Source organism: Devosia sp. 1635 (assembly GCF_013185955.1).
Lineage (GTDB): Bacteria > Pseudomonadota > Alphaproteobacteria > Rhizobiales > Devosiaceae > Devosia.
This window is the reverse complement of the sequence record NZ_JABAOM010000003.1, coordinates 598,037-614,089: the sequence shown is the minus strand read 5'-3', so window position 1 is coordinate 614,089 and position 16,053 is coordinate 598,037. Positions and strand designations below refer to the sequence as shown.

Genomic DNA, 16,053 nt, shown 5'->3' with positions numbered 1-16,053 from the left:
TAGCTGAGGCCAAGAAAAGACAGGATGGCCAGGACGACCACAACAAGACCGACGAGATAAATGATGGAGTTCATGATGGAGTCCTCAGGCGTTTGACGCGATGATCACTCAACCGTGAGCTACTGCTTTTCGTTCCAGATAGTGCCCACAATTTGTACAAAAGCGCACAAAAGAGCGGCAAATCGCGGCATGAAAAAGGGCGGGATTGCTCCCGCCCTCTGGCGTTCAACGATGTCGAGCCACTAGAGCCCGTCGGTCACGACATGGCTGAAGGCGCCTTCGGGGGCCTTGGTGATGGCCGGATTGTCAGGCGACACGGCCGAAAGCAGCGTATCGACGGTTTGCTGATAGGCGGCTTCATCGAGGGCGCCGGTCGAGCCTTCGGTCAGCTTGTTGACCTCGGTGACCTGGTAGAGCTGGTCTTCCACGGTCATCGAGCCCGTCATGTCGTTGTCCACGACGATCTGGGCGGCTTCTTCGGGGTTGGCGCGGGCATATTCCCAGCCCTTCATCGAGGCGCGCACGAATTTGGTCATCTTCTCGACAAAAGCGGGATCCGCGAGATTCTCCTCGAGCACATAGAGCCCGTCCTCGAGCATGCCGACGCCTTCGTTGCGATAGTTGAAGACCGTCAGATCGTCTTCGGTGAGGCCCGCCCGGAGCACCTGGCCAAATTCGTTATAGGTCATGGTGGAGATGCAGGCCGCCTGGTTCTGGATCAGCGGATCGACATTGAAGGCCTGGCGGAGCACTTCGACGCCCCCTTCGCTGCCATCGGTGGCGAGGCCCAGCTTGGCCATCCAGGCGTAGAATGGATATTCATTGCCAAAGAACCAGACGCCCAGCGTCTTGCCGGGAAAGTCGTCGGTGGTCTCGACCCCCGCATCCTTGCGGCAGGTCAGCATCAGGCCCGAGGACGCAAAGGGCTGGGCGATGTTGACCAGCGGCACGCCGCGCTCGCGCGCTGCGAGCCCCGCCGCCATCCAGGTGGTGATCACATCGGCGCCGCCGCCGGCAATCACCTGTTCGGGGGCGATATCGGGGCCGCCGGGCTTGATCTCCACATCAAGCCCTTCTTCCTCGTAAAAGCCCTTTGCCGCCGCAACATAATAGCCGGCGAACTGACCCTGGGTGACCCATTTGAGCTGGAGGGTCACGTTATTGTCCTGCGCATATCCCGCATGTGCGGAGGCGAGCGAAATAGCCCCTGCCAAAGCCCCGACCAAGAACTTGTTCATGCTGCTTTCCCCTGTTGTGCCGCCTCACGCACGACGCATGGACGGATGCCAAAACGTGATCCCCCGCTCGACCAGCGCGACCACCCCATAAAAAACCGAGCCGGCGAGCGCCGCCATGGCGATCTCGGCCCAGACCATGTCGACATTCATGCGCCCGATCTCGGCCGAAATCCGGAACCCCATGCCCGCGACGGGCGAGCCGAAGAACTCGGCCACGATGGCGCCGATCAGCGCGAGGGTCGAACAGATCTTGAGCGCATTGAAGATGAAGGGAGCCGCCGCCGGGAGGCGCAGCTTGAGCAGCGTTTGCCAGTAGCTGGCGGCATAGGTGCGCATCAGGTCGCGCTCGATGGCCGAAGCGGCGTTGAGCCCGGCAATGGTGTTCACCAGCATGGGAAAGAAGGTCATGATCACGACCACGGCCGCCTTGCTCTGCCAGTCAAAGCCGAACCACATCACCATGATGGGCGCGACCCCCACGATGGGGAGCGCTGAAACAAAACTGCCCAGCGGCAACAACCCGGATTTAAGGAACGGCGAGCGGTCGATGAGGATGGCCACCAAGAAGCCCAGCCCACAGCCAATGGCGTAGCCGGCCAGCACCGCCTTGAGAAAGGTTTGCTGGAAATCGGTCCAGAGCGTCGGCAGGCTTGCGGCGATGCGGCTGCCGATCTGGGAGGGAGGCGGCAGGATCACCTGCGGCACGCTAGCGCCGCGCGTGATCGCTTCCCAGGTCACGAGAATGGCGAGGCCAAAGGTCAGCGGGATCAACAAGCCCAGGCCGCCATTCTGCCCCAGGCTCGGTGCCGTCAGGTCCGACAGGCGCTCGACAAACACCCAGCTCCACAGCCAGGTCGCGACCAGCGCCAACCACAGGAAAGCGGGCGGACCGGAGTAAAGCTGCAGGCTCGCAAGCACCGCGACAGCGCCGAGGACCGCGAGCGCCCCATCGAGCCACAGCGCCGGATGCAGCCACGGCCGCAACAGCGACAGGGCGCCCAACACCAGGAACCCGTGCAGCAGCAGCGTCGGCTCGACCCCGCTCAGAAGCGCCAGGCCCAGCGCTGCGGCGCAAAGCCCGCTCGCAAGGATGGCGAGGTAAAGCTGGAACTGGCTCATGGCGCGCGCACCCCCATGCGGCGGGCGACCAGAGCCTCGACCCAGCCGACAAGGAGGATCAACAGCGCCGCCAGGATCGAGGCGGCGACCAGCGCCGCCCAGATCTGGACGGTCTGGCTGTAATAGGATCCGGCGAGAAGGCGTGCCCCGAGCCCCGCGACGGCACCGGTCGGCAATTCGCCCACGATGGCCCCGACAAGGCTCGCCGCTACGCCCACCTTGAGGGAGGCAAACAAGAACGGCATCGCCGCCGGCCAGCGCAGCTTCCAAAAGGTCTGCGCGCGCGAGGCATGGTAGGTGCGCATCAGGTCGAGCTGGATGGTTTCGGGGGAGCGCAGCCCTTTGACCATGCCGACGGTCACCGGGAAAAAGCTCAAATAAGCCGAGATGATCGCCTTGGACAGCAGCCGCGCCGGATCGGTCGGCAGACCCAGGCTGCCGGTGAAAATGTTGAAGCCAATGACCACGACCAGCGGTGCCAGCGCCAGAATGGGAATGGTCTGGCTCGCCACGATCCAGGGCATCAGCGAGCGGCTGGTCGCCTCGCTATGGACAATGGCGATGGCCAGCGCGATGCCCAGGAGGCTCCCCATCACAAAGCCCAGTGCCGTCGCCGAAAAGGTCACCCACGCATGAAACAGCAGGCTGCGCGGCTTGTTGGGCGCCACCAGGGCGGTCGAGTTCCACAATTCGCCCACCACCTGATGGGGCGTAGGCAGAACCGGCTTTTCCTGGTTCCAGGTGGCAAGGACGAACTCGGTTGCCGGTACATTCTCGATGGCGGCGCGCCGGTTCACGTCGTTTTGCCAGGCCGCATTCATCGCGATGGCAGCCCCATACCAGGCCAAAACCAGCATCAGCAGCACAGCCAGAATGGGGAAAGCTTGCTGCATGCGCCCCATCAGACCATGACCTCGTCATAGGAATGGCCCGCGCGCAGGCCATCGCGCACCCGCGCGGCGATCTGGAGGAACTCGGGGCTTTCGCGGATATCGAGCGGACGCTCGCGGGGGAGCGTCGAGTCGATCACCTCAGTCACCCGCCCGGGGCGGGGCGACATCACGACGATCCGGGTCGACAGGTACACCGCCTCGGGGATGGAGTGGGTGACAAAACAGATGGTCTTGCCGGTGCGTTGCCAAAGCTTGAGCAGTTCGGAATTGAGGTGGTCGCGCACGATTTCGTCGAGCGCGCCGAAGGGCTCGTCCATCAGCAAGAGGTCAGCGTCGAAAGCCAGTGCCCGCGCGATTGAAGCACGCTGCTGCATGCCGCCCGACAACTGCCAGGGGAATTTGCCGGCAAAGCCGGTCAGGTTCACGAGCTCGAGCGTGCGGGTGATGCGTTCGCGCTGCTGGGCCGCGGAATAGCCCATGATCTCGAGCGGCAGCGCGACATTCTTTTCGATCGTGCGCCAGGGGTAGAGCGCGGGGGCCTGGAACACATAGCCATAAGCGCGGCTCTTGCGCGCTTGTTCGGGAGTTTGCCCATTGATGGTGAGCGTGCCCGATGTGGGCTGTTCCAGATCGGCAATGGTGCGCAGAAACGTCGTCTTGCCGCAGCCCGACGGGCCGATAAAGGAAACGAAATCGCCCTTGCCGATATCGAGATCGACATTGGACAGGGCATGGACCGGACCATCATTGGTCTTGAACATCAGCCCCAATCCGCGCGCTGAGACAACGGGTGCCGACTGCAAAGCCGTGGGAGAAGAAATGGCGGGTGCAGCAGACAACACGGACAAGAGTTGGCCCTCTAGTGCTTGGAGCGAATAGGTTTGAAGAGCATTGTCGCCATGGCTAGACGCCGCTCGCGGGAATGCCGGCGCGCTCGACACGGCGGGGCGCCACGAGATCCTTCCATTGCGAGAGGGCGCGGCTGACCGGGTTCTTGGCCTCGCGCGGCACGAACTTGCCGTGGCCGGGCTCGGCCCGCACCTCGTCTTCGCTGATCGACACCTTGCCCCGGCTCAAGACAAAGCGCGGCAGACCGATGACTTCAAAGCCCTCAAACACATTGTAGTCGATCACCGATTGCTGGCGCTGGGCCGAAATGGTCTTGCTTCGTTTGGGGTCCCAGACCACCAGGTCCGCATCGGCGCCGGGCAGCACCGCACCCTTTTTGGGATACATGTTGAGGATCTTGGCGATATTGGTCGAGGTCACCGCCACAAATTCGTTCATGGTCAGGCGACCGGTGTTGACCCCAGCCGTCCACAATACCGGCAAGCGATCTTCGAGGCCGCCCGTGCCATTGGGAATCTTGCTGAAATCGCCGATGCCGGTACGCTTCTGGGCGGTGGTGAAGGCGCAGTGATCGGTGGCTACCGCCGATAGCGAGCCCGATTGCAGGCCGGCCCAGAGGGATTCCTGGTGCTGCTTGTTGCGGAACGGGGGCGACATCACCCGGCGCGCGGCATGGTCCCAATCGGGGTTGGCATATTCGCTTTCATCGAGCGTCAGGTGCTGCACCAGGGGCTCGCCATAAACCCGCATGCCTTTTTGGCGCGCCCGGCGGATGGCTTCATGGGCCTGCTCGCACGAGACATGGACGACATACAGCGGCACGCCCGCCATATCGGCCAGCATGATGGCGCGGTTGGTGGCTTCCCCCTCCACTTCGGGAGGGCGCGAATAGGCATGGGCCTCGGGGCCATTATTGCCGGCGTCGAGCAGCTTCTGGGTCATGGCAGCAACGACATCACCGTTTTCCGCATGGACCAGCGGCAAGGCGCCAAGCTCGGCGCAACGGCTGAACGATGAGAACATCTCGTCGTCATTGACCATCAGCGAGCCCTTATAGGCCATGAAGTGCTTGAAGGAGGTGATGCCGCGATCCACTACCTCAGCCATTTCGCGCCAGACCTGCTCGTCCCACCAGGTGATGGCCATGTGAAAGGCAAAGTCGGTCGAGGCCTTGCCGGTCTTGTTGTCCCACATCTGCAGCGCTTCAAGCAGGGACTGGCCGGGGCTCGGGAGGCAGAAATCCACGACGGTGGTTGTCCCACCGGCAAGGGCGGCGCGCGTGCCGCTTTCAAAATCGTCGGCGGAATAGGTGCCCATGAAGGGCATTTCGAGGTGGGTATGTGGATCGATGCCGCCCGGCATCACATAGCAGCCACTGGCGTCGAGTACTTCGTCGCCATCGAGATCGGCGCCGATCTCGATGATGCGCTCGCCCTCGATCAGCACATCGGCCTTGTAGGTCAGGTCGGCGGTAACCACCGTCCCGTTCTTGATGACTATGCTGCTCATTTCGTAGTCACTCTCCCCTGATCCTACTCTCGCCGGAGTTTCACTACGGCGTGAACTGCAATTTTGGTGCCAGCCCTCGCTGGCGGTTTAGTCCTTCGGTCCGAAGTGAAAGTCCCTGGCAACACCGTCCTCGGTGATGATGTCGAGGTTCTCGACGCCGATACTCACCGGGAGCGTACGAAACGGATCGGGACAAGGCTCGAGATTGCGCGCGATGAATGCGGTGAGTGTGCGCACCGCGCCCATGGTATCCACCACATCGGGTGGAGCATGGACGATGACTTTCACGCCCCATTTCGTGCGGGTGGCTGTTGCCGTCAGGCCCTTACCTGTAGGGGTAAAGTCAAGAAATGCATCGATGGGAAATGCACTCCCCGTTGCGGGTGCACCGTCGACGATGCCGCTTGGAACGCTGCACAGCACGTCTGGCCCCACCTCTGTGGTTGTGCCGATAGCGACATCGTCCTCTGGGGAAGACGCATCCTGGTTCACGGCAAAAGCGGGCAGGCAGATCGACGCATAGCCAAGCGCGGCAGTGCCGATCAGAAGTGACGCTGAGGGTGCCAGCATCATCACTCAGTGAACTCCGCGGTTTCGAGCACGGCGTGGAACAACACATCGGCGCCAGCAGCGGCCCAGTCCCGGCTGATTTCCTCGGCTTCGTTGTGGCTGATGCCATCAACACAAGGGCACATGATCATGGTCGTGGGCGCCAGTTTGGCGGCCCAGCAAGCGTCGTGGCCGGCGCCAGAAATGATGGGCATGTGCGAATAGCCCAATTTTTCGGCAGCACTGCGCACGCGATCCACCAGTTCGGGCGCGAAGGTGACGGGATCGAAGTGGCCGACATCTTCGACACTGCAGCCCACGCCGAGCGCGGCGGTAATGCTGGCGGCCTCTTCCTCGATCCGGCGCCGCATGGCATCCAGCTTGCCCTGATCCGGCGAGCGCAGATCAACCGTGAACACTACCCTGCCGGGCAGAACATTGCGCGAATTGGGGAAGAACCGGGCCTGGCCGACCCCGGCCACCGCCCCCGGCTGGTTGTCCATGGCGACGGCCTGCACCATCTCGATGATCCGTGCCATCGCCAGCCCGGCATTGACGCGCATATTCATCGGGGTCGAGCCGGTATGGGCTTCCCGACCCGTCAGCGTGAATTCGAGCCACCAAAGGCCCTGGCAATGGGTGACGACGCCGATCTGCTTGTTCTGCGCCTCAAGGATCGGGCCCTGTTCGATGTGGTATTCGAAATAGGCGTGCATGGGGCGCGCACCCACCTCTTCGTCGCCCAGCCAGCCAATGCGCTTGAGTTCCTCGCCATAGCTTCTGCCCTCGCCATCCCGACGCGCATAGGCGTAATCGAGCGTATGGACGCCGGCAAACACGCCCGAACCCAGCATGGCCGGAGCAAAGCGCGCCCCTTCCTCATTGGCCCAGTTGGTCACGACGATGGGGTGGCGGGTGGCGATGTTGAGGTCGTTGAGCGAGCGCACCACTTCGAGCCCGGCCAGAACGCCGAGCACGCCATCGAACTTGCCGCCGGTGGGCTGGGTATCGAGGTGCGAGCCGATGTAAACCGGCAGCGCCGCGGGATCGGTGCCGGGGCGGGTGGCAAACATATTGCCCATCCGGTCAACGCCGAGGGTGAGCCCCGCCGCTTCGCACCAGCGCGCAAAGAGATGCCGCCCTTCCCCGTCCTCGTCGGTCAGGGTTTGCCGGTTATTGCCGCCGGCCACGCCCGGGCCGATCTTGGCCATGTCCATCAGGCTGTCCCAAAGCCGGTCACCATTGATGCGCAGGTTTTCTCCGGGGGACGGCATGCGGTTGTGTCCTTATTTGACGCTGGGGAAGGAGAACTCGGCGCCACCCTTGATGCCGGCGGGCCAGCGGGTGGTGACGGTCTTGAGGCGGGTATAGAAGTGAACGCCCTCCGGACCGTAAATGGCATGGTCGCCAAAGAGCGAGCGCTTCCAGCCGCCAAAGCTATGATAGGCGACCGGCACCGGGATTGGCACATTGACCCCGACCATGCCCACCTCGATCTTGTCGGCGAATTCACGCGCCGCATCGCCATCGCGGGTGAAGATCGCGGTGCCATTGCCAAATTCGTGGCTGTTGATGAGATCGACTGCCTCGGCATAGTCCGCCGCGCGCACCACCGAGAGCACCGGCCCGAAGATCTCTTCCTTGTAGATGGTCATGTCGCGGGTCACATTGTCGAACAAGGTCCCCCCGACATAATAGCCGCCTTCATAGCCCTGGAGCGAGAAGTTGCGCCCATCGACCACGAGCTCGGCGCCCTGCTCAACGCCAGAGTCGATATAGCCGATGATCTTGTCGCGATGGGCCTTGGTCACCACCGGGCCCATCTGGGCATCGGGGTCAGTGGCCGGGCCGATCTTGAGCGCTTCGACGCGCGGCTTGAGCTTGGCGATGAGCGCGTCGCCAGTTTCCCTGCCCACGGGCACGGCGACCGAAACGGCCATGCAGCGCTCGCCGGCCGAGCCATAACCGGCGCCCATCAGCGCGTCGGCGGCCTGGTCGAGATCTGCATCGGGCATCACCACCATGTGGTTCTTGGCCCCGCCCAGCGCCTGCATGCGCTTACCCGCACTCGTGCCGCGGCGATACACATATTCAGCGATCGGGGTTGAGCCGACAAAGCTCACCGCCTTGATGTCGGGATGGTCGAGAATGGCGTCGACAATTTCCTTGTCGCCATGAACGATGTTGAACACCCCTTCGGGCAGGCCCGCATCCATGAAGAGGTTCCAGGCCAGCATCGAGGCTGAAGGATCGCGCTCGGAGGGCTTGAGGATGAAGGTGTTGCCGCAGGCAATGGCCGCTGGATACATCCACATCGGCACCATGGCCGGGAAGTTGAACGGGGTGATGCCCGCCACGACGCCGAGCGGCTGGCGCTCGGAATAGGAGTCGATCGCCGGGCCCACATTGCGCGAGAACTCGCCCTTGAGCAGTTGGGGAATGCCGCAGGCAAATTCGACGCAGTCGATGCCGCGCGCCACTTCCCCCAGCGCATCGTCATGCACCTTGCCATGCTCGCGTGAAATCTCGCGCGCCAGCTCATCGGCATGCTGGTCGAGCAGGGCCTTGTAGCGGAACATGATGCGCGCCCGCTTCATGGGCGGAGTATTGCCCCAAACGGGCTGCGCGGCCTTGGCGGCCTGCACCGCGGCGTCGAGCTCGTTGGGCGTCGACAGCGGCAGTTCGGCCGATTGTTCGCCCGTGGCCGGATTGAACACCGGCACACGCCGGCCGCTGGAAATGTAGCGCTTGCCTGCTACGGCGTTTTCGATCAGCCGCATTATTCGATGCTCCGCAAAACTGTGCGCAATCCATCCACCAGTTCGTCGATCTGGTCGCGCGAAATGATGAGGGGTGGGCTCAACGCAATGATGTCCCCAGTGGTGCGGATCAGATAGCCGCTTTCGAATGCCTTGATAAAGGCCGAGAAGGCCCGCTTGGTTGGGCTGCCGGCGATGGGCTCGAGCTCGACCGCGCCAACCAGCCCGATATTGCGGATATCGATCACATGCGGCTCGCCGCGCAGCGAATGCAGCGCCTCGGCGAAATAGGGGGCCAGTTCCGCCCCGCGCGTCAACAGCCCTTCTTCCCGGTAAGTTTCCAGCGTGGCGAGCGCGGCGGCACAGGCGATGGGGTTGCCGGAGTAAGTGTAGCCGTGGAACAGCTCGATGGCGTTTTCCGGCCCGGTCATGAACGCGTCGTGGATTTCGGCCGACACCAGCACCGCACCCATCGGAATGACGCCATTGGTGAGGCCCTTGGCCGTGACCATGATATCGGGCGTCACCCCGAAATAATCGGCCGCGAAGGGCGTGCCGAGGCGCCCATAGCCGGTGATCACCTCGTCAAAGATCAGCAGGATGCCGTGCTTCTTCGTAATCTCGCGCAGGCGCTGCAGATAGCCGGCGGGCGGGATCAAGACGCCGGTCGAGCCCGCCACCGGCTCGACGATCACCGCCGCAATGGTGGAGGCATCATGGAGGGCCACGATGCGCTCGAGCTCGTCGGCCAGTTCCATGCCATGCTGGGGCAAGCCATTGCTGAAGGCGTTTTTCTGCAGGTTATGGGTGTGGGGCAGGTGATCGACCCCCGCCAGCAGCGTGCCGAACATCTTGCGGTTGGTGACGATGCCGCCCACCGAGATGCCGCCGAAATTGACGCCGTGATAGCCCCGCTCGCGCCCGATCAAGCGGGTACGGCTGCCTTCGCCGCGCACCCGATGATAGGCCAGCGCCACCTTGAGGGCGGTTTCCACCGATTCAGAACCCGAATTGGTGTAGAGCACATGGTCGAGCCCTTCGGGCGCGAGGTCGACGAGGCGGCTCGCCAGCTCGAACGCCTTGGGATGCCCCATCTGGAAAGCAGGCGCATAATCGAGCTCGGCGGCCTGGTTGCCGATCGCTTCCACGATGCGTGGCCGGGCATGACCGGCATTGACGCACCAGAGCCCGGCCGTGCCATCGAGAATCTGGCGGCCATCGGCGGTGGTGTAGTGCATGTCCTTGGCCCCAACGAGCATGCGGGGCGCTTTCTTGAATTGCCGGTTGGCGGTAAACGGCATCCAGAAGGCACTCAGATCATTGGGCGCTCTGCTGCTGGACGTTGACGCCACGGCTAACTCCTCCAAGAACCAACTCGGTGCGCGCTTTTGGCTCTTGACGTGGCCCGGCGAACCCAAGAATTTTGACCATATGGAAAAACGTTAGCACTCCCAGAACTTCCCGCAAGGCCAAAATGCCGCCCCCCGATGCGAAAAATGTTGCGCCTGCCGCTGGTGCCGATGGGCAGATCGCGGCAGCCGGCCCAGGCGCCAAGCCCAGCCGGCCGCTGACGCGGATCCAGCGCGAAAAGCACGACATTATCCTGGAAGCAGCGCTGGATGTGTTTTCGCTGCATGGCTTTCGCGGGGCCACGATCGACCAGATCGCCGAGGTTGCGGGGATGAGCAAGCCCAACCTGCTCTATTACTTCCCGCGCAAGGAAGAGATCCATCGCCGCCTGATCGCGGCCCTGTTGCAGACCTGGCTCGCGCCCCTGCGCGAGATGGATGCGGCGGGAGACCCGTTCCCCGAGATCCGCTCCTATATAAGACGCAAGCTCGAAATGGCGCGCGACTTTCCGCGCGAAAGCCGGCTCTTTGCCAATGAGATGCTGCAGGGCGCGCCGCGGATCATCGAAATGATCGAGGTCGACCTCAAGAACCTCGTCGACGAAAAAGCCCAGGTGCTGCTGAGCTGGATGGACCAGGGCAAGCTCGCGCGCACTGATCCCTATCACCTGATCTTTTCGATCTGGGCCACCACCCAGCATTACGCCGATTTCGACGTGCAGGTGCGCGCCGTCCTCGGACCCGCCCGCGGCGGCGAAGGGCGCTTTGAGGATGCCGCGCGCTTTCTCGAGCACCTGTTCATGCACGGCCTCACCCCCCGGCGCACCGGCGCGTGATGCGCGCAATTGCAATCAATTTAAAGACGCTCTGGAGAGAGCCCCTGCGCTAGCCTGCGGCCGGGGCTGGGGGGACTATTATGCGGCAGATCGCTGTGCTGTTTGATGCGGAAAACATTGGCGCAGGCTGCATTGAGCCAGCGCTCTCGCAACTGGCGCAGCGCGGCCAGGTGACCACTGCCAAGGCGGTGGGTGATTTCGCCGAGCCGACGCTCGGCCCCTGGCGGGCCGAAGCCAGCAGGCACGGCTTGATGCTGGTGCTGCAACCAAGCCTGGGCAAAGGCAAGAACGCTGCCGATATCCGCCTTGCCATCGAGGCCATGAACCTGGCCCATCGCGGGCAAGTCGATACCATTGCTCTCGTCAGCAATGACCGCGATTTCACCCCCTTGGCGCTGCATCTGCGCGACATGGGCCTTGATGTGCATGGTTTCGGCACCGGCAAAGCACCGGAGGCTTTCCAAGCGGCGTGCACGTCGTTCACCAGTATACCTAACCTCGACTGCGCAAGTCCGACAAAGCCTCCAGCCGGCGTCACGTCTGTCATGCCTGCGCAAGGCGCCAAGCCCGCCCCTACCAGCAAGAAAGCCCCCCCTGTAACAACGCCTCCCCAAGCGATTGCGCTCTCCCCCGCCGAGAGGCAGGAGATCATCAACATTGTGCAGGCGGTAAGCGACACGACCACCGGAGGCGCAGACCTGGCGCAGATCGGATCCAAGCTCGCCCAGGCCAATCCGCCGCTCTTCAAGCGCCTCACCGGCGGCAAAGGCCTGCGGCAGCGCTTGGTGAACTGCGGCATCGTGGAACAGATGGGATCACAACCAAGTCGGGTGCGGCTTATTCCGCTGCGGATTGTCGGCTGAACCATAAAATAATGGGGCTGGCACAAGCCAACCCCACCGGAATCGTGCAAGCCGCTTGGCTTACATCTGTTCTTTTTGAGCGCCGCCTTTGGGACGGGCTGGCCCGAGATTGGGGACCTGGCCCAGGGGCTCGCTGACCACAATGCTGAATTCGCCCTTGCCGTCGATGGACGGACCCTTGGACCAGCGGCCTTCAGGGGGCTGCTTGTCGAGCGTATGGCTAAAGAAGCCATAGGCGAATTCGGTCTTTTCCTCGGCCTGCGGATGGCTGTTGGGGATCGGGAACACGCCCTTGTCGCCGCCCAGCTCCTCGATCGCGGCCATCCACTGGTTCTGGTGCATGGTATCGCGGGCGATCAGGAACTGGAGCATGTCCTTCATGCCGGGATCGCTGGTCATGTTGTAGAGCCGGACGGCCAGTACGCGGCCGGTGGACTCGGCCATGACATTGGCGGTCATGTCGGCAGCGATGTTGCCGCTGGCATAGATGTGGGACATGTCGAACGGGACGCCGTCGGAATCGACCGGCATGGCCGAAAGCCCGGCGGACAAAAAGTTCTTGAGGTTCATGCCACCCAGCACGGCGCTGGCGATCGGGTCCTTGGCCACTTCGTCCTTGATGCCGACTGGTGCGCCCTCAAGATTCATGGCCACAGCCGTGGCGAGCATCTCGATATGGCCCAGTTCTTCGGTGGCGGTGTTGAGCAACAGGTCACGGAATTTCGGGTTACCGCGGGCACCCATGGCCTGGAAGAAATACTGCATGCAAACGCGGATTTCGCCTTCCACGCCGCCGATTGCCTGCTGCAGCGCGCGGGCGAATAGTGGATCGGGCGTTTCAACGCGGACCGGATATTGCAGCTTTCCGTCAGTGTAGAACATGGTTGATCTCCGTTAGGGTTCGGCGGGGGAAAGGCTCGGACGCTCATCCCGTTGCCCGCCGCTAACCTGAGGCAGTCTGAGCCTTCCGCAGGTTTAAACGTTCTTGCGAGTTGGATTTGGCGTCAGCGGCTAGCACTAGGCGCACCCCTACGCTCGCTGGACGAGCATCATCAGCGCCTAACCGCAAGCGAGTGCCGTGCTGCGGGGCGCTGACCAGTGCTTGGCTGAAGGGAGGGCGCTATTGTGCCGGCTCAACCACCGAGATGTCGCCCATCGGCGTTTGCGCCGCGCTGGGATTGTTGGGGTGGGTGGTCCAGTTGGCATAACGCCCGGTCACGACGCGGCCGGTGCGCTCATCCACCGAGCCAACCGGCAGGGCTTCCATCGTGATGCAGTCTTCCACCGGGCAGACATTGACGCACAGATTGCAGCCCACGCATTCCTCGTTCTTGACCTCGAAATAGCGCCGACCATCCTTTTCCTTGGTGATGGCCTGGTGCGAGGTGTCCTCGCAGGCGATGTGGCAGCGCCCGCATTTGATGCACAGATCCTGGTCGATCTTGGCCTTGGCGATGTATTCGAGATCCAGATACTGCCAATCGGTGACATTGCGCACGGCGCGGCCGGTAAAGGCTTCGAGATCGGCATGGCCCTTCTCGTCCATCCACTGGCTGAGCCCCGAGATCATTTCCTCGACGATCTTGAAGCCATAGGTCATGGCGGCGGTGCAGACCTGCACATTGCCCGCGCCCAGCGCCATGAACTCGGCCGCATCGCGCCAGGTGGTCACTCCTCCAATGCCGGAGATGGGCAGGCCATAGGTGTCGGGATCGCGCGCAATATCGGCGACCATATGGAGGGCGATGGGTTTGACTGCCGGGCCGCAATAGCCGCCATGGGTGCCCTTGCCACCCACGGTCGGGGTCGGTGCAAAGAGGTCGAGATCCACCGAAACAATGGAGTTGATGGTGTTGATCAGCGACACCGCATCAGTGCCGCCCGCCTTGGCGGCGCGGGCGGGTTTGCGGATATCGGTGACATTGGGCGTGAGCTTGGTGATTACCGGCATGCGGGTATATTGCTTGCACCAGCGCACCACCATTTCGATATATTCAGGCACCTGCCCGACGGCGGCGCCCATGCCGCGCTCGCTCATGCCATGAGGGCAGCCGAAATTGAGCTCGATGCCATCGGCGCCGGTTTCCTCCACCAGCGGCAGGATGGCTTTCCAGGCCTCCTCGACGCAGGGCACCATGATCGATGCCACCAGCGCCCGGTCGGGCCAGGCCATCTTGATCTGCTTCATTTCCTGCAGGTTGATCTGCAGCTGCCGGTCGGTGATGAGCTCGATATTGTTGAGCCCCAAGAGCCGCCGGTCGGCGCCCCAGATCGCGCCATAGCGCGGCCCGTTCACATTGACAACGGGCGGGCCCTCTTCGCCCAGCGTCTTCCAGACCACGCCACCCCAGCCGGCACGAAAGGCGCGCTCGACATTATAGGCCTTGTCGGTGGGCGGCGCCGACGCGAGCCAGAACGGGTTGGGCGACTTGATGCCAACGAAATTGTTGCGCAGGTCAGCCATTGCTGCCTCCCATGAGGAAGATGTGCATGCTTTCGGCGGCATCGCGCCCTTCGGCCACGGCCGTCACCGTCAGATCATCGCCGCCCGCGGCGCAATCGCCCCCCGCCCAGACCTTGGGCATGGAGGTGCGCCCCTCGGCATCCACCTCGATCTTGCCGCCCGCCAAGATCGGCCCGCCGCCTTGGATGGCCAGGGTTTGCCCGATGGCCTTGAAGATCTGGTCGCAGGCAATCGTGGTGGTCTCGCCGGTTTCCGTCAGCCGGCCATCCACCAGCGCGGTATAAGCCAGTTCCAGCCCCGTGGCCTTGGCTCCATCGGTCAGCACCCGCTTGGGCGCCAGCCAGTGGCGGATAGTAACCCCTTTGGAGGCGGCAAGGTCCTGCTCCCATTCCGAAGCGTTCATGTGTTCCTTGCCACGGCGATAGACCATCGTGACCTCTTCGGCACCCAGGAGCTTGGCCTGCACCGCCGCATCGATCGCCGTCATGCCGCCGCCGATCACCACCACCCGCCGCCCGATGGGCAGGCGGGACAAATCCTCCGCCTGGCGCAGATCAGCGATGAAATCCACCGCATCGCTGACACCGACCACATCCTCGTTTTCGGCCCGCAGCGCATTGACGCCCCCCAGACCAATGCCGAGAAACACTGCATCATAGGTCTCGCACAGCCGCTCCAGCGTCAGGTCGCGCCCGAGCACCTGGCCATTGACGATCTCGATGCCGCCTATGGCGGTCACGTAATCCACCTCGTCCTGGGCAAAGCTGTCGGTCGCCTTGTAGGAAGCAATGCCATATTCGTTGAGCCCGCCAGGCTTGGGGCGGGCATCAAACATCACCACGGCATGGCCCTTGGTGGCGAGGCGATGCGCGGCGGCCAGTCCCGCGGGCCCCGCGCCGATCACCGCCACACTCTTGCCGGTGGCGGGCGCGCGGGTGAAGAACTGCCGGTTTTCGTTCATCGCGATATCGGTGGCATAGCGCTGCAGCAGCCCAATCCGCACCGGCTTGCCCTCAGCCTCCTCGCGTACGCAGGCTTCCTCACAAAGCTGCTCGGTGGGGCAGACCCGGGCGCACATGCCCCCCAAGATATTCTGCTCGAAGATCGTCTTGGCTGCCCCCAGCGGATTGTCGGTCGCGATCTCGCGAATAAAGAGCGGAATATCGATGCTGGTGGGGCAAGCATTCATGCAGGGCGCATCAAAGCAGAAGTAGCAGCGATCGGCTTCCACAAAGGCTTCGTGCTTGTCGAGCGGGGGATGCAGTTCGGCGAAATTGGCGCGGTACTGCGCCGGTTCGAGCCGTGCGGGCGCAATGCCCTCCTTGAGAACACCGTCCGGCATGGTTTCTCCTCCCTGCTGCAGTCTTCTTGGGGAGGCTAGCGCGACCTCAATCTTTTATCAATTGGTCAAATATCAGAATGCGAGCGCCACAAAGCCGCCGCATTGTCAGCAGCATCGCCGCAATCTCCTATGGTTTTCCCCGGAACTAACACCCTGAAGCGGCGTTTATTGCCCTTGTGGGCTTGGTGTGACCGATGTGCAGCACCACGCAAACACAATCCAGCGTTCGCGCGATTCAGCTGCATCCGCGACGACGAGACGCTTTGAACTAGAACCTCATTCT

General features: G+C 62.9%; 14 protein-coding genes. 2 read left to right on the top strand and 12 right to left on the bottom strand.

The features are described 5' to 3' along the window. Nucleotides 1–242: 242 nt before the first annotated feature. The 9 genes from HRU92_RS15245 to HRU92_RS15205 form a co-directional block, all read right to left on the bottom strand. Complete coding sequence (locus tag HRU92_RS15245) at nucleotides 243–1,238, bottom strand: ABC transporter substrate-binding protein (protein ID WP_172121825.1); 996 nt, start codon at nucleotides 1,236–1,238, stop codon at nucleotides 243–245. A 24-nt stretch (nucleotides 1,239–1,262) separates the two neighbouring features. Continuing rightward, nucleotides 1,263–2,357 carry an ABC transporter permease gene (locus tag HRU92_RS15240; protein WP_173088447.1) on the bottom strand — a complete coding sequence of 365 codons (1,095 nt, stop codon included), beginning with the start codon at nucleotides 2,355–2,357 and terminating at the stop codon, nucleotides 1,263–1,265. Next, entirely contained in the window at nucleotides 2,354–3,259 is a 906-nt protein-coding gene (locus HRU92_RS15235; RefSeq protein ID WP_173088445.1) for an ABC transporter permease, read from the bottom strand. Before HRU92_RS15235 ends, HRU92_RS15240 begins: the two co-directional genes overlap by 4 nt. Next, nucleotides 3,259–4,011 carry an ABC transporter ATP-binding protein gene (locus HRU92_RS15230; protein WP_172121822.1) on the bottom strand — a complete coding sequence of 251 codons (753 nt, stop codon included), beginning with the start codon at nucleotides 4,009–4,011 and terminating at the stop codon, nucleotides 3,259–3,261. The genes HRU92_RS15235 and HRU92_RS15230 overlap by 1 nt, the downstream gene beginning before the upstream one ends. A gap of 142 nt (nucleotides 4,012–4,153) precedes the next feature. Further along, on the bottom strand, nucleotides 4,154–5,608 hold the full coding sequence (hydA, locus tag HRU92_RS15225) for a dihydropyrimidinase (RefSeq protein WP_172121821.1): 1,455 nt from the start codon (nucleotides 5,606–5,608) through the stop codon (nucleotides 4,154–4,156). An 87-nt stretch (nucleotides 5,609–5,695) separates the two neighbouring features. Further along, a complete protein-coding gene (locus HRU92_RS15220) occupies nucleotides 5,696–6,184 on the bottom strand; it encodes a hypothetical protein (protein ID WP_172121820.1) in 489 nt (162 codons plus the stop codon). Next, complete coding sequence (locus HRU92_RS15215; RefSeq protein ID WP_172121819.1) at nucleotides 6,181–7,431, bottom strand: Zn-dependent hydrolase; 1,251 nt, start codon at nucleotides 7,429–7,431, stop codon at nucleotides 6,181–6,183. Before HRU92_RS15215 ends, HRU92_RS15220 begins: the two co-directional genes overlap by 4 nt. A gap of 12 nt (nucleotides 7,432–7,443) precedes the next feature. Then, nucleotides 7,444–8,937, bottom strand: coding sequence for a CoA-acylating methylmalonate-semialdehyde dehydrogenase (locus tag HRU92_RS15210; RefSeq protein WP_172121818.1), 1,494 nt, complete (start codon nucleotides 8,935–8,937; stop codon nucleotides 7,444–7,446). Further along, the gene (locus HRU92_RS15205; protein WP_172124745.1) at nucleotides 8,937–10,217 is read right to left on the bottom strand and encodes an aspartate aminotransferase family protein; all 1,281 of its coding nucleotides are present in this window, start codon (nucleotides 10,215–10,217) and stop codon (nucleotides 8,937–8,939) included. The genes HRU92_RS15210 and HRU92_RS15205 overlap by 1 nt, the downstream gene beginning before the upstream one ends. A 173-nt stretch (nucleotides 10,218–10,390) precedes the next feature. On the opposite strand from HRU92_RS15205, the gene HRU92_RS15200 reads away from it, so the two are divergent. After that, nucleotides 10,391–11,101: a TetR family transcriptional regulator C-terminal domain-containing protein gene (locus HRU92_RS15200; RefSeq protein ID WP_173088443.1), complete on the top strand. Its 711-nt coding sequence runs from the start codon at nucleotides 10,391–10,393 to the stop codon at nucleotides 11,099–11,101. A gap of 80 nt (nucleotides 11,102–11,181) precedes the next feature. Beyond that, a complete protein-coding gene (locus tag HRU92_RS15195) occupies nucleotides 11,182–11,964 on the top strand; it encodes an NYN domain-containing protein (RefSeq protein ID WP_172121816.1) in 783 nt (260 codons plus the stop codon). Between the two features lie 60 nt (nucleotides 11,965–12,024). Here the strand turns inward: HRU92_RS15195 and HRU92_RS15190 are convergent, their stop codons facing one another. From HRU92_RS15190 to HRU92_RS15180, 3 genes are all read right to left on the bottom strand, one after another. After that, complete coding sequence (locus HRU92_RS15190) at nucleotides 12,025–12,846, bottom strand: manganese catalase family protein (RefSeq protein WP_127751594.1); 822 nt, start codon at nucleotides 12,844–12,846, stop codon at nucleotides 12,025–12,027. Between the two features lie 238 nt (nucleotides 12,847–13,084). After that, nucleotides 13,085–14,428 (bottom strand): NAD-dependent dihydropyrimidine dehydrogenase subunit PreA, encoded by a 1,344-nt coding sequence (gene preA / locus HRU92_RS15185; protein WP_173088441.1) that lies wholly within the window; start codon nucleotides 14,426–14,428, stop codon nucleotides 13,085–13,087. After that, nucleotides 14,421–15,770, bottom strand: coding sequence for an NAD(P)-dependent oxidoreductase (locus HRU92_RS15180; protein ID WP_172121814.1), 1,350 nt, complete (start codon nucleotides 15,768–15,770; stop codon nucleotides 14,421–14,423). The genes preA and HRU92_RS15180 overlap by 8 nt, the downstream gene beginning before the upstream one ends. Between the last annotated feature and the right edge of the window lie 283 nt (nucleotides 15,771–16,053).

Excerpts from the sequence above, each read along its gene's own strand:
- HRU92_RS15245 (WP_172121825.1), bottom strand. The coding sequence starts at position 1,238 with ATGAACAAGTTCTTGGTCGGGGCTTTGGCAGGGGCTATTTCGCTCGCC.
- HRU92_RS15240 (WP_173088447.1), bottom strand. The coding sequence starts at position 2,357 with ATGAGCCAGTTCCAGCTTTACCTCGCCATCCTTGCGAGCGGGCTTTGC.
- HRU92_RS15235 (WP_173088445.1), bottom strand. The coding sequence starts at position 3,259 with ATGGGGCGCATGCAGCAAGCTTTCCCCATTCTGGCTGTGCTGCTGATG.
- HRU92_RS15230 (WP_172121822.1), bottom strand. The coding sequence starts at position 4,011 with ATGTTCAAGACCAATGATGGTCCGGTCCATGCCCTGTCCAATGTCGAT.
- hydA (WP_172121821.1), bottom strand. The coding sequence starts at position 5,608 with ATGAGCAGCATAGTCATCAAGAACGGGACGGTGGTTACCGCCGACCTG.
- HRU92_RS15215 (WP_172121819.1), bottom strand. The coding sequence starts at position 7,431 with ATGCCGTCCCCCGGAGAAAACCTGCGCATCAATGGTGACCGGCTTTGG.
- HRU92_RS15210 (WP_172121818.1), bottom strand. The coding sequence starts at position 8,937 with ATGCGGCTGATCGAAAACGCCGTAGCAGGCAAGCGCTACATTTCCAGC.
- HRU92_RS15205 (WP_172124745.1), bottom strand. The coding sequence starts at position 10,217 with ATGCCGTTTACCGCCAACCGGCAATTCAAGAAAGCGCCCCGCATGCTC.
- HRU92_RS15200 (WP_173088443.1), top strand. The coding sequence starts at position 10,391 with ATGCCGCCCCCCGATGCGAAAAATGTTGCGCCTGCCGCTGGTGCCGAT.
- HRU92_RS15195 (WP_172121816.1), top strand. The coding sequence starts at position 11,182 with ATGCGGCAGATCGCTGTGCTGTTTGATGCGGAAAACATTGGCGCAGGC.
- HRU92_RS15190 (WP_127751594.1), bottom strand. The coding sequence starts at position 12,846 with ATGTTCTACACTGACGGAAAGCTGCAATATCCGGTCCGCGTTGAAACG.
- preA (WP_173088441.1), bottom strand. The coding sequence starts at position 14,428 with ATGGCTGACCTGCGCAACAATTTCGTTGGCATCAAGTCGCCCAACCCG.
- HRU92_RS15180 (WP_172121814.1), bottom strand. The coding sequence starts at position 15,770 with ATGCCGGACGGTGTTCTCAAGGAGGGCATTGCGCCCGCACGGCTCGAA.